The sequence below is a fragment of the Bradyrhizobium sp. IC4060 genome, from assembly GCF_020193715.1.
Taxonomy (GTDB): Bacteria; Pseudomonadota; Alphaproteobacteria; order Rhizobiales; family Xanthobacteraceae; genus Bradyrhizobium; species Bradyrhizobium yuanmingense.
Map to the genome: position 1 here is coordinate 180860 of NZ_JADYVJ010000002.1, position 13028 is coordinate 193887.

General features: G+C 66.1%; 11 protein-coding genes and 1 pseudogene. 6 read left to right on the forward strand and 6 right to left on the reverse strand.

Going from position 1 to position 13028, the window contains the following annotated elements:
• Nucleotides 1–49: 49 nt before the first annotated feature.
• Nucleotides 50–346: a hypothetical protein gene (locus tag I6F16_RS07735; protein WP_036006516.1), complete on the reverse strand. Its 297-nt coding sequence runs from the start codon at nucleotides 344–346 to the stop codon at nucleotides 50–52.
• Entirely contained in the window at nucleotides 339–605 is a 267-nt protein-coding gene (locus tag I6F16_RS07740) for a hypothetical protein (protein ID WP_225173544.1), read from the reverse strand. Before I6F16_RS07740 ends, I6F16_RS07735 begins: the two co-directional genes overlap by 8 nt.
• A 369-nt stretch (nucleotides 606–974) precedes the next feature.
• On the opposite strand from I6F16_RS07740, the gene I6F16_RS07745 reads away from it, so the two are divergent.
• Entirely contained in the window at nucleotides 975–1301 is a 327-nt protein-coding gene (locus I6F16_RS07745) for a hypothetical protein (protein WP_063822466.1), read from the forward strand.
• Between the two features lie 9 nt (nucleotides 1302–1310).
• Here the strand turns inward: I6F16_RS07745 and I6F16_RS07750 are convergent, their stop codons facing one another.
• On the reverse strand, nucleotides 1311–1922 hold the full coding sequence (locus tag I6F16_RS07750; protein ID WP_036006522.1) for a TetR/AcrR family transcriptional regulator: 612 nt from the start codon (nucleotides 1920–1922) through the stop codon (nucleotides 1311–1313).
• 129 nt (nucleotides 1923–2051) lie between these two features.
• Here I6F16_RS07750 and I6F16_RS07755 point away from each other — a divergent pair, with 129 nt between their 5' ends.
• The 4 genes from I6F16_RS07755 to I6F16_RS07770 all read left to right on the forward strand — a co-directional run bounded on the left by I6F16_RS07755 (nucleotide 2052) and on the right by I6F16_RS07770 (nucleotide 8831).
• On the forward strand, nucleotides 2052–3281 hold the full coding sequence (locus I6F16_RS07755) for a cytochrome P450 (protein WP_036037420.1): 1230 nt from the start codon (nucleotides 2052–2054) through the stop codon (nucleotides 3279–3281).
• Between the two features lie 134 nt (nucleotides 3282–3415).
• Nucleotides 3416–7105, forward strand: coding sequence for an AsmA-like C-terminal region-containing protein (locus tag I6F16_RS07760; RefSeq protein WP_225173545.1), 3690 nt, complete (start codon nucleotides 3416–3418; stop codon nucleotides 7103–7105).
• A gap of 333 nt (nucleotides 7106–7438) precedes the next feature.
• Nucleotides 7439–8557, forward strand: a complete 1119-nt coding sequence (locus I6F16_RS07765; protein WP_193760332.1) for a DUF2336 domain-containing protein — start codon at nucleotides 7439–7441, stop codon at nucleotides 8555–8557.
• Between the two features lie 31 nt (nucleotides 8558–8588).
• Nucleotides 8589–8831 carry a hypothetical protein gene (locus tag I6F16_RS07770; protein WP_225114691.1) on the forward strand — a complete coding sequence of 81 codons (243 nt, stop codon included), beginning with the start codon at nucleotides 8589–8591 and terminating at the stop codon, nucleotides 8829–8831.
• Nucleotides 8832–8882: 51 nt separating this feature from the next.
• Here the strand turns inward: I6F16_RS07770 and I6F16_RS07775 are convergent, their stop codons facing one another.
• The 3 genes and pseudogenes from I6F16_RS07775 to I6F16_RS07785 form a co-directional block, all read right to left on the reverse strand.
• Nucleotides 8883–10124 carry an ATP-binding protein gene (locus I6F16_RS07775; protein ID WP_225173721.1) on the reverse strand — a complete coding sequence of 414 codons (1242 nt, stop codon included), beginning with the start codon at nucleotides 10122–10124 and terminating at the stop codon, nucleotides 8883–8885.
• A gap of 101 nt (nucleotides 10125–10225) precedes the next feature.
• Nucleotides 10226–12100, reverse strand: coding sequence for an ATPase domain-containing protein (locus tag I6F16_RS07780; RefSeq protein ID WP_225173546.1), 1875 nt, complete (start codon nucleotides 12098–12100; stop codon nucleotides 10226–10228).
• Between the two features lie 236 nt (nucleotides 12101–12336).
• A pseudogene (locus I6F16_RS07785) lies at nucleotides 12337–12796 on the reverse strand (GNAT family N-acetyltransferase).
• On the opposite strand from I6F16_RS07785, the gene I6F16_RS07790 reads away from it, so the two are divergent.
• Entirely contained in the window at nucleotides 12758–12895 is a 138-nt protein-coding gene (locus I6F16_RS07790; protein ID WP_225114706.1) for a hypothetical protein, read from the forward strand. The pseudogene I6F16_RS07785 and the gene I6F16_RS07790 overlap by 39 nt on opposite strands.
• The last annotated feature ends 133 nt before the right edge of the window (nucleotides 12896–13028 follow it).

Here is a 13028-nt window from a genome sequence, read left to right on the forward strand (position 1 = left end):
CCTGGCTCGCGCCGGCATGCGCATAGAATACAGGCGGCCGTCGCTCGGCTCAGCCGTCCCCGGACAGCCGTGCGAAATCATCGAACAGCGCCGACACCAGCGCGCGGTGGCGCGTGTCCTCTGCCGGAAGACTTGCAGCATAGAGGTTGAGCAGATGGCGCGCCTTCACCGCGGCTTCCTGCCAGGAAGCCGCGGGCACCGTCATCATGCGGTGCTCGAGATCGGCCTCGCGCTCGCGCAGCTCCCGGGCATGGGCCTCGACCTCGCCCAACGCGCGGCGCAGGTCGGTGGCCTTTTGCGCGGCCATGCCACGGTGCTTGTCGAGATCGACGGGCCGGTCATTCACTGGCGATGCTCGCGTCCGCTGCTTGCGCGTCAGCAAGATCGACAGAGCCGATCGACAATACCTCCATGGTACCGCGCGCGCCTTCGGCGGGCACGGTGATCATCGTGGCAATCCGGCGATAGGCGGCGAAAGACAAGCCGTCGATCGTCTCCTCATCCGTGACGACCTCGTAAGCGCCCGCCGGCAAGGTGCGCGCTATGCCGCGGATTTGGAACGGATGTCTGAAGATGACGGTCTCTCGCCGCGAGCGGATGGTCATGCACGCTGCCTTTCGCAAGTGAAGCCCCACCGGTGCCGGCTGCTGCGACCATGCGCCTTTGGCGCGGCAATAGCCAGCACTATCGTCTGCGCACCAACGAACGCTAGTTGCCACGGTGCGAGGCTAGCCGGCGACGCATTTACTGCTCGCTATTGGTTCGGCGTGAGCGTAGGCTCGTTGTCATCACCGCGCTTCTCAACGGCATCGACCGGTGACTGAGGGTCACGTGTGCTCCCGCCGAGGCTTCGCAGGAGCGTTCGATGTCGCGTGTCCGCATCTCGGAATGGATCGTGCCGCCGGTGATCGTTCCGCTGTTTCTTCTGCTTCTCGTGTGCGCCGCTGCGGTGCTCAATGGCTAGGACAACACGCGTGCCGTATCTGGTCAGTGGCACCAACGAATACGGCAGTTCCAATCTCGGCCGTGGAACTGCGACGGTCGCGCTACGTCTCGCGGAAAAGCTGCTGCGCGAGGGCTACATGGACGTCAGGGTCTGCACCCCGCGCGGCCGTGTCCTGCAGCCGAATGAATTCGACGAACTCAAACCAGCAAGGGAGAGCGACATGGCCAAGGGCCAGCAACGCGGCAACCGCGAAGCCAAGAAGCCGAAAAAGGAAAAGGCCAAGGTGATCGCCGCGGCTCCGTCCCGCAAGGAAGCCGCCTGGCAACCGGATTTCGGACCTGCAAAGAAGAAGTAGTGCAGCCCGCTAGTTCGATGCCAGTCCCGTCCTCCGCCGCAAATCCGTGATCGCGCGCAGAAAGCTGTCGGCGGGTGTCGTCTCGGGGTCGATCAGCCGGTGCAGGCGAAAGCCGTCTTCCAGCGCGAGCACGACGGAGGCGATCCAGGGCGGGTTCAGATTGACGTTGCGCCCGTTGCTCTTCGATGTCGCCTCGATGATGTCGGCGACCAGCTTGCGCCGCGCGCGCAGGCGTTTGGCGAGCTCCGGGCGGCGCTTTTCGGCCCGCGCCACGAACAGGATCATCTCCATGTGCAGCAGGGGCGAGCGGCCGAGCGGATCCTGGCGGCTGCGATCCATCGTCTTCAGCGCCGCGATGAAATCGTCGAGATTGTCGTGCTGCGCCAGGATGTCCATGTTGCGCCGGATCGACTGCGCGACATGGTCCTCGAGCATGGCGATGATCAATTCGTCCTTGCTCTTGAAGTTCGAATAGAACGCGCCGCGGGTGAAGCCCGCCGCCGCCGCGATCGCCTCGATGCTGGCGCCGCCGATGCCGTCCGCCTCGAACACGCGCGCGGCCGCCTCGAACAGCGCCTCGCGCGTGTCGTCCCTGGTCGGCCTGGTTCTCACCCTTGACATCGGCGCAGCTTAGGGCAGAATGCAACTCGATACAACAATGTATCGAGTTGATAATTTACAGGGATGGTTACGCCGGGCGGTGGGCAGCCTTGCGTATGCGTGTCGTGCGGCAATCGATCCGAGGTCACCATGAACGAGCAAGTGCAACCCGCTGGCGGACCGCTGTTCAACCCGCTCTCGCCGGATTTCATCCGCGATCCCTATCCGCACTATGAACGGCTGCGCACGGTCGATCCGATCCACGTGACGCCGTTCGGCCAGTACGTCGCCAGCCGGCACGCCGAGGTCAGTCTCGTGCTGCGTGACAAGCGCTTCGGCAAGGATTTCGTCGAACGGACCACGCGCCGCTACGGCCCGGAGATCATGAAGGAGCCGGTGTTTCGCAGCATGAGCTACTGGATGCTGCAAGCCGATCCGCCGGACCACACCCGCCTGCGCGGCCTCGTCGTGAAGGCCTTCACCGCCCGTCGCGTCGAGGACATGCGGCCGCGGATCCAGGAGATCGTCGACCAGGCGATCGATGCCGTGATCGAGCGCGGCCACATGGACCTGATCGAGGATTTCGCCTTCCGCCTGCCCGTCACCATCATCTGCGACATGCTCGGCATCCCCGAGGAGCATCGCGAAGTGTTCTACAAGAGCTCGCGCGACGGCGGACGGCTGCTCGACCCCGTGCCGCTCTCGCCGGAGGAGATCCGCCAGGGCAACGCCGCCAACCTGATGGCGCAGATGTATTTCCAGCAGCTGTTCGAGCTGCGCCGCAAGAATCCCGGCGACGACCTCATCACCCAGCTGGTGCAGGCCGAGGAGGACGGCAACAAGCTCACCAACGAGGAGCTGACCGCCAACATCATCCTGCTGTTCGGCGCAGGCCACGAGACCACGGTCAACCTGATCGGCAACGGCCTGCTCGCGCTCCACCGCAACCCGGATCAGCTTGCGCTCCTGAAAGCGAAACCGGAGCTGATGACGAACGCGATCGAGGAGTTCCTGCGCTATGATTCCTCGGTCCAGATGACCGGGCGCGTCACGCTGGAGGAGATCGAGGACCTCGGCGGCGTGACGATCCCCAAGGGCGAGACCGTGCTGTGCCTGCTCGGCTCGGCCAACCGCGATGGCGCGGTCTACCCCGACAGGCCCGACCGGCTGGACGTCACCCGGGCGAACGTCAAGCCGCTGTCGTTCGGCGGCGGCATCCATTTCTGCCTGGGGGCCCAATTGGCGCGGATCGAGGCCGAGATCGCCATCGCCACGCTGCTGCGGCGGCTGCCGGATTTGCGCATCGACGACATCGAGACCCCGGAATGGCGGCCGACCTTCGTGCTGCGCGGGCTGAGGCGGCTGCCGGCGAGCTGGTGAGGGGGCGCTCAGCGTTAACCTCCGCGCGCAACAGTCGCTGTGACTTCGCCATACTTCCCCCTATATAAGGGGCTGTTCCGGCGCGCCTGAGGCTCTCAGCTTCGGCCCAGGCCGGTTTGGCCGAGGGGAGACCCGTGCAGACGACGCTGCTCGGATTGGCGATTGCCTTCATCATTGCGCTGCTGGCCGCGCTGATCGGGCCTTACTACATCGACTGGAACCAGTTCAGGCCCCAGTTCGAGGCGGAGGCCGGCAAGATCATCGGCGTGCCGGTGCGGGTGGCGGGCGAGCTCGATGCGCGGCTGTTGCCGGCGCCGACGCTGCGGCTGCGCGGCGTCACCTTCGGCGGCAACAACGATCTCGGCCGCCTGCGCGCCGACAAGCTCGATGTCGAGTTCAGCCTCGGCTCCCTGATGCGCGGCGAATGGCGCGCCACCGAGCTTTCGGTCGGCGGCATGGCGGTCGATCTTGGTCTGGACGCGCGCGGACGGGTCGATTTGCCCTCCACCGCGAGCGGCACCTTCAACCTGGCCTCCCTCGCCATCGAGCGGCTGAACCTCACCGGCCGCATCGCCTTGCACGATGCCGCCAGCCGCTCGACGCTGGAATTGAACGACATCGCCTTCTCCGGCGACGTGCGCTCGCTCGCAGGCTCGGTGCGGGGCGATGGCAGCTTCACCGCGCGCGGCGTGCGCTACCCGTTCCGCGTCTCCTCCGGCCCCAGCGCCGACGGCAGCGCCACCCGTCTCCACCTCAACATCGATCCCGGCGAGCGCGCCATCCTCGCCGATCTCGAGGGCGTGCTCGCCTTCGACAATCGCCAGCCGAAATTCGAGGGCGCGCTGACCCTCGCCGTGCCCGCGGCCAGGAAGGCGGGCGAGGCGGGACCGACGCCCTGGAAGCTGGCGACCAGGCTCAAGGCCGATCCGGCCGGTGCGAAATTCGAGCAGATCGACGCGAGCTTCGGCCCGGAGGACACCGCGCTGAAGCTCGGCGGCGTCGGCGATCTCAGGTTTGGCGCATCGCCCTTGCTGCGCGCGGTGCTGTCGGCGCGGCAGGTCGATGCCGACAGGCTGACCGCCAAGGACGATGCCGATCCGCAGCGCGTCCTGCCGGCGCTGCGCGCAGGGCTGGCGGCGATCCCGCAGGTGCCGATCCCTGCCCAGATCGAGTTCAATGCCGATCAGATCATGCTCGGCGGCCGTCCTCTTCAGAACATCGCGACCGAGCTTGCGACCGACGGCCGGTCCTGGACCTTCCGGCGGCTGGAGCTGCGCGCGCCCGGCATGACGCAGGTCTCGCTCAATGGCGCGGCTCCCGGCGCCGACAGTTTCAGCGGCCGGCTCAGCGTTGAATCCCCGGATCCCGACACGCTGGTGGCCTGGCTGCAGGGCCGCAGCGAGATCACCCGCCGCAGCACGCGGCCGCTGCGTCTCGCGGGCGACGTCACCATCGCAGCCAATCATCTCGCCATCGACAGGCTGAAGGCCGACATCGATGGCGGCGCGATCGAAGGCCGCATCGTCTTCGTGCAGACAGGCGCGAGCAACGGCTCGCGGATCGATGCGGACCTCAGGGCCGACCGGCTCGACCTCGATGCCGCCGCGAGCTTCGTGCGCGCGCTGGCGGGGCCGCAAGGCGAATGGCCGGAAGAGGCAAAGCTCTCGCTCGATATTGGCCGCGCGATCTCCGCCGGCCAGGAGCTGCGGCCGTTCGCAGCCAGGCTCGCCTACAGCCCGGCGTCGCTGTCGCTGGAGCAGCTGCGCTTCGGCCAGGGCGGCGGCGTGACCTCGGAGGCGAGCGGCAGCTTCGACCGCACCAACACGACCGGCAAGCTCGCGCTGAAATCCTCGGCCAATTCGCTGCGCGAGCTCACAGCGCTGGTCGAGCCGTTTGCGCCCGCGCTGCGCGCGCGCCTCGATGCGCTTCCGTCCTTGCCCGGCGCGACCCGTCTCAAGCTCGATCTCAGCCTCGACAAGAACGCCGAGCATGCCGATCGCAGCAATGCCCGCTTCGTGCTCGACCTCGACGCACCGCAGCTCAAGACCACGGCGACCCTGGCCGCGCAGACGCCGGCGGCCGCCATCGGCGGTATCGACCTCGAACGCCTGCGCAACAGCGACTTCACGCTGGACGCGAAGGTCGCGGCGCCGCAGGCCGGCGCCTTGTTGGCACTGCTGGGGCTCGACCGCATCGTGGCCGCGGGCGAGGGCGCCTCGCAATTCGAAGGACGGTTGAGCGGAGCCTGGCGCCGTCCCTCGCAATTGAACGCAAAGCTCAGCGGCGGCGGGCTCGATGCCGACGCGCAAGGCAGCGTCGAATGGTCGGAGTCCAAACCGTCCGAACCCAAATCGTTCGAGCCCAAATCGTTCGAACCGAAGGCGAGCGTGAACTTGCGCGTGCGCAACGCCAATCTGGCGCCGCTGCTCGGGACCAGCCCGGCCGGCAAGTCGGCGCAGAACGTCAGCCTGTCCTCCCGCGTCACGCTCTCCGGCAATCGCCTGACCTTCGGCGATCTCGACGGCAATGCCGCGGGCTCGCATCTGCGCGGCCATGTTTCGGTGACGCTCGATCAGGACAAGAGCATCGACGGCGAGGTCGGTCTCGACTCGCTCGATCTGGCGCCGGCGCTCGCAATCGCCGTCGGCGCAGCCGGTCGTGAGTCCGGCGAGCCGCTCAGCGCAGGATTGGTCAGCGGCTGGCGCGGCCGCATCGCCTTCCAGGCCTTACGCGGAACGTTGCCCGGCGGCATCGAGCTGCGCCCCTTCGGCGGCACGATCCGGAGCGACGGCCAGTCGCTCGCATTCGATGCGCTCAAGGGCGGCGTCGGCGGCGGCGACATGTCCGCAAGCCTGGACGCGCGCAATGGCGCGGGTGGGCTTGCGCTGAACGCGCGCATCGAGCTCAGCAACGTCGATGCGGCGGCGCTGCGCTATCGCGACCTTGCCCTGCCCAAGGGGCGCGCCTCGGTGCAGATGGCGCTGACCAGCCAGGGCCGCAGCGTCGCGGCCTTGACCGGTGCGCTCGCCGGCAACGGCACGGTGACGCTCGAATCCGCCGAGATCGCCGGCCTCAATCCGCGTGCGTTCGAGATCGCCATCCGCGCCAGCGACGGCGGCCAGGTCAATGACGACAACCGGCTGCGGCAGCTCGTCGAGCCCGCGCTGTCGGCGGGGCGCATCGCGGTGCCCTCGGCGCAGATTCCGTTCACGATCCGCGACGGCCGCCTGCGCATCGGCGCAACGCCGCTGGAAGCGAAGAACGCCCGCGCCATCGTCTCCGGCGGCTACGACATTCCGGCGGACCAAGCCGACATCCGCGCCAGCCTGACGCCGATCATGACCGGGCTTTCCGGCGCCCCGCCCGAGATCCAGCTCTTTGCGGCAGGCCCGCCCGACAGGCTGAGCCGTACCATCGACCTCGCACCGCTGTCGTCATGGCTTGCGGTGCGCACGATCGATCGCGAGACGCGGCGGCTCGACGCCATCGAGCGCGGCGAGCCGCCGCCGGCCACCGCTGCGCTGCCGACGCTGGTGTCCCCGGAGATAGCGACCGAGCAGGCGCCACCCAACGTGCCGCTGCCGGGCCAGGACCCGCGCCGCGCGCCGGCAAAGCCCAGGGTGGCGCCGACCCCGAAAGCTCCGCAGGCCGCGCCCGCCGCGCCAAGCCCCTCACTGACAAGCCCTTCACTGACGAGCCCGCCGCTCGCGAGCCAGCAGCTCGCGCCGCTCCCTCCGGCCATCGACGTGAAGCCCGCCCCGGGCCCGCCGCCCGCCAAGCCCAGGCCGAAGCCGCCGCTTGTGCTGACGCCGCAGAATCCGTAGACGGCGCTATCTAATGCGCTCCGTTGCCGATGCTCGTCATGCCCGGGCTTGTCCCGGGCATCCACGTTCTTTGTGCCATGCGGCAAGGCGTGGATGGCCGGGACAAGCCCGGCCATGACGCGGAGAGGTTTCAGTGCCCAAAGCTTCTCGGCTCTTGCACAACAGTAAATCCATTCCGTCGCATTTGACGGAATTTTCGTCGGCAAAACTGATTTGCCGACTTTACTGAATTCTCGCGTTTCATCTCTAGCGTGGGTTCCCAGAGGAATTCGGCGTCGCGCCGCGAGCGGCGGGACGGCTCGCCAAGGGCTGCCAAGAACTGGGGTGATCGAGATGAACGGGGCGAAATCGCTTCTGCAGGATCTGGACGACGCGATCGCGCGCGGCACCGACGAAAGCCGGGCGCGTGCATTGTGGCATGCGACCGACATCCTGATCACCGGCCGCTACAGCGACGACGAGATCAGCATGTTCGGCGAGGTGATCGGCCGGCTCGCCGACGAGATCGAGGTGGCTGCGCGCGCGCAGCTCTCCGAAGTGATGTCGGCCTGCGATCACGCCCCGCTCAACGTCATCGAAAGGCTCGCCCTCGACGACGAGATCGCGGTTGCCGGTCCCGTGCTGCGCGATTCCAACCGCATCGACGAGAAGATGCTGGTCCAGAGCGCCATGACCAAGGGCCAGGCGCATCTGCTGGCGATCTCGCAGCGCCAGTCGATCGGCGAAGCCGTGACCGACGTGCTGGTCAAGCGCGGCAACCAGGAGGTCGTGACCTCGGTCGCCAGGAACGAGGGCGCGCGGTTCTCCGGCTCGGGCCTCTTGCACATGGTCCGCCGCGCCGAGGGCGATTCGATCCTTGCCGAGCAGCTCGGCCTGCGCAAGGACGTGCCGCGCCACATCTTCCAGCAGCTGATCGCGAAAGCCTCCGAAGACGTCCGCCGCCGGCTCGAGACCGAGCGGCCCGAGATGATGTCGCAGATCCAGAGCTCGGTCACCGAGGTCACCGGCGATCTCCAGTCCAAGTTCGGCCCGTCCTCGCGCAGCTATTTCGTCGCCAAGCGCGTGGTCACGACGCAGTATCGCCAGGGCAATCTCAACCAGGACTCGATCTCGAATTATGCCCGCCAGCACCGCTTCGACGAGGTCCAGATCGGCCTGTCGCTGCTGTCGGCGCTGCCGGTCGACGTGATCGAGCGCGCGTTGATGGACCGTAACCGCGAGATGATCCTGGTGCTGTGCAAGGCGCTCGACTTCTCCTGGGACACCACGATGTCGCTGTTGTTCCTCGGCGCCAAGGATCATCTGATCACGGCGCGCGAGCTCCAGGACAACGAGCGCGAGTACGGCCGGCTCAAGATCGAGACCTCACGCAGCATTCTGAAGTTCTACCAGTCGCGCAAGACCGGCGCGGGTGCCGATGCGGGCCGTCAGCCCGAACTTCAAGTCCACTGACAGGTCCACTGAGGAGAGGGGAGTACCTGCAATGTTACCTCAATTCGGCACCGCCGTTCGCAAGAAGAATCTCGCCAATGTCGGCGCCACCGATCTCGGCGGCGCAGCTTCGGACAAGGCCTCGGTGGACGCCGCCTGGCTCGTGCTGGAAGCCGCCAACGACCTCGGTGATCACGCCGCGGTGGACGCCTGCCGCCGCGTCATCGACGCCGAGCTGAACGGCACGGCGGCCCGCAGCGCCGATATCGATCTCGTGCTGGGATATTTCCGGTAAGGCTCCTGAGATCGCGCTCGGAGTTGAGCGCAGCGAAGTCCGGAGGGACTCTCAGCACGAGTTGGAGCGTTTGGCGCCTGCATCGCGCCGAAGACCTGACTTCGCCGCGGCCAGGGCTGCGGCGAGCTCGTCGATGTGATAGGGCTTGGGCAGGATCTCGATACCCGCGCTCTCCGCTTCATGGACCGAGGCTTCGGCATATCCGCTGGTCAGCAATATCGGTATGTCGCTTCGTCTCTTCCTGACCTCGCGCGCAAGCTCGACCCCGTTCATGCCGCCCGGCATCATGATGTCGGAGAAGATCAGATCGATGGGACGGCCGTCCGCCAGGGCACCGAGCGCTGCTGCGGCACTGGAAGCGCGTGTGACCTCGTAGCCGAGCTGACCGAGCATCTCGCTGACCAGCGCGGCAACCTCGTTATCGTCCTCCACCAGCAGGATCTGGCCCTGATTGCTCTTTTTCGGGCGCACCCTGGTGAGGTCGATGAGGTGTCGCTCGTCGGAGGGAGTCTCGAAGGATCGCGGCAGGTACAGCTCGATGCTCGTGCCTCGGCCGACCTTCGATTGAATTCGCACCGTGCCCCGCGACTGCGTCGCAAATCCATGGACCTGTGCGAGCCCCAGTCCAGACCCCTTGCCGACGTCTTTGGTCGTGAAGAACGGCTCGAACACCCGCGACATGATCTCCGGGGGCATGCCGACACCGGTGTCGACGACGGACAAGCGGACATAGTCGCCGGCGATCTCCCCATCGTTCAGGTCGGGTAGATTTTCGCCGCGCACGATGATCGTGCCGCCATTGGGCATGGCGTCGCGGGCGTTGACGGCCAGGTTGAGAATGACCAGCTCGAGCTCGCCGGGATCGACCTCCACCGGCCAAAGCTGCTCCGGAAAGTCGAATTCGACATGGACGTCGCCCCTGAGACTGCGATCGAGCAGTTCACGCATGCCGCCGATCTGCGCGGCGACGTCGACAGGCTCCGGCCGGAGTTTCTGCCGCCGTGAGAATGCCAGAAGCTGCTTGGTCAGGCTCGCTCCGCGCTGCGCCGCCTGGATCATCCCGTCCATCAGGCGGCGGCGCCGGGTCGGATCGGTCTGGCGTTCGAGCATGTCGAGGCCGCCGGAAATCACCATCAAGAGATTGTTGAAGTCATGCGCGACGCCGCCGGTGAGCTGGCCGATGGCCTCGATTTTCTGAGCCTGCCGAAGCGTTTCCTCCACGCGTGCTCGCTCTTCGATCTCGAGGCGAAGCTGCGTGTTGGCTTCCTCCAGCGCCTTCGTCCGCTCGATCACCAGCTTCTCGAGCTCCTGGGCCGTCTGCTCGCGCGCCTCGAGCAGAGCCCGGATCTCGTATTGACGCCGCCGAGCCCGCAGTGCGGATTGGATGGTGCTGGTCAGCGTGATCGGTTGAACCGGCCGTTCGAGCAGCGAAACGTTGCGCAGAAGCTCGACGATACTGCGTCGCCAGGCGATGACCGAGGGCTGCTCCCGGTGGCTGGTGAGAACGACGAAAGGCAGATCGGACCACGGCGGCTGACCGGCGATCCATTGTGCCAGCGCCGCGGTGTCCTTGCCGAACAATCCTTCCTCGGCAAGAAATACGGTGCCAACGCCTGCCGCCATTTCGGTGACGAGTTCGGCCAAGTCCCGGCAACTGATCGCCTCGAGGTTCGCGTTGCGCAAAAGTTCGGCCGATGCCGGTCCGTCGCGGCCCACCGGGGCGAAGACGAGAACGCGGTGATCGCGCTGCGCGCTCGTTCGAGCGGCCCTTCCGGGAGGGCCGTGCCGGTATAGCGGGGATTGCCGGAAAAGATGCCGCTGAACTCATGAAGTGGCGGGCCGAGCTTGATTCCGTTGCTACCGAGTCGGAATTCGCGGATGCCATGCTCGTGGCCGCCGCTTCGCTTCTTGACGACCGACAAGGCGCGCCGAACCGTTCCGGCGAACTCGAAATAACGCAGCATCACCACTGCATCGCTCAAATAGCTGAGGTCGAGCGGCGTATCCATGGGACCGACAAGCCCATGCTGGGCGAGAATGAGGATGGTGAGCACGCCCTGCTGGGCCAGATAGCTGAGCAGTTCATGCATCTGCAGAACGAGGAAGCGTTCATCCGGCATCGCGTTCAGATAGCCGTTCAGGCTGTCGATGACGATGATGCGGGCATTGTCGACCTCGACGCTCCGGCGGAGCGTTGCCGCGAACTCACCCGGCGACAATTCGGCGGGATCGATCTGCTGAAAGCGGATATTTCCGGACGCGAGATGTTTGTCCAGCGGCAGCCCGAGCGCTTTGGCGCGTGCCTCAACCGTTCCGCGTCCTTCATCGAAGGCGAAGAATACGGCGTGCTCGCCGCGTTCCGCCGCCGCGATGGCGTAGGTTAGCGCAACTGACGACTTGCCGACGCCGGCCGCGCCGAGGAGAAGAGCGTTGGTGCCGCGCTCGAGCCCCCCTCCCAGGAGCTGGTCGAGCTCGGGGTTGCCGCTGGTCACCATCTCACCATCGAATAATCTGTGATGTTCGGCTGCGACGAGCCGGGGAAAGATCCGCAGCCCCCCTTGCGTGATGGTAAAGTCGTGGAAGCCGCCCCGGAAACGGATGCCGCGCATCTTGATCACGCGAAGCCGCCGCCGCTCGGCACCGTAATCGATGGCGAGTTGCTCCAGCATCACCACGCCGTGCGCGATCGAATGCAGTTGCAGATCATCCTGGGAGGATGACAGATCGTCGAGCAGAACCACGGTGCAGTTGCGATTGGTGAAGAAGTGCTTCAGGGCCAGAACCTGGCGCCTGTAGCGAAGCGGGTTCTGCGCCAGCAGGCGCAATTCGGACAGGCTGTCGAGCACCACGCGGGTGGGATTGATCCGTTCGACTTCCTTGAAGATCAGACCTGTGGTCTCGCTCAGCTCCATCTCGGCGGGATGAAAAACCGTCAGCTCCCGCTCGGGATCAAGCGTCGTTTCCGGTGGAACGAGCTCGAAGATATCGACGCCGTCCAGCGACCAGCCGTGCCGCTGTGCCACCACTGTGAGCTCGCTCTTGGTCTCGGAGAGCGAAACGTAGAGAACGCGTTCGCCGTCGCGCACGCCCCGAAGAAGGAATTGGAGCGCAATCGTAGTCTTGCCTGTGCCCGGCCGGCCTTCGTAGAGATACATCCGGTTGGCATCGAGGCCGCCGCCAAGGATGTCGTCCAGCCCTTCGCTGCCGGTTGACACCCGCGGCAAATCCTTGAAGTCGCTGCCTGGGGCAGCGGAGGATTGACCGGTCATGAACCCCCCTTACGCGTATCTTCCCAAAGCTCCATGCGCTCCAGGCGCATGCCGGAGCCGGATGACTGAAAAGGTCCGTCTAAGGAACTCCGATGCCGGGCCTGAGTTCCCGTCCCGAGGCGCTTCGGGCGGTCAGGCGACCGCTTCGTTGCCGCTCAGACTGTGCCGACGCGTGGATGGTGTCGGTTCAAAAATGAACACAAACGGTCCGCTCGCGGTCCATCCCGCTGCTGCCCTCACTGCCGGATGCGGTAGATCACGACGTCCTCGCCGTGACGGTTCGTGCTTCGCTCGAGCTGGTAGTTCGACTTCTCCAGCACGCGCCGCGATGCACCGTTCCCGACATACACAATGCCGATGAGAGACGGCAGTGCGAGCTGTGACAGCCCGATGTCCGTCAGCGCGGTCGCGATCTCGCTGGCAAATCCTTGGCCCCAGAATTCGCGCTTGAACGCGTAGGCGATTTCGACCTCGTCGACATCGTCCACGAGAATGTGCCGAATGCCCGCCCGTCCGGCGAAGGCCCCCGTCCTTCGTTCGCAGCGTCCAGAGTCCGAAGCCGTGCTGGTCCCAATGGGCCATGTTGGTTGCGAGATAAGCCCTCGTGACCTCGGGCGTCCGCACCCCGCCGAGATAGCGGGAGACCTCGGCGTCGCGATGCAGCGCGACGAGGTCGGCGAGGTGATCCTCGCGCAACCGTTCGGCGGTCAGGCGGTCGGTGGTGAAATGGTCCACGGCGACAGATCGCCGCTTCCGAGGCGTGTCGTCGTTCATGCTGCTATCGCTGCGGGCTGATCGTGACGTCATGCCCCTGTTTTGCCCGACGGGTCAACGGGCGACGGCCGGATCGTTGCCTTGCGCGTAACTCATTGATTTCACGACCCCCGGTCTACTGTGCATGGGGTTGTTTTCGCAGTTTCGTTTTGGA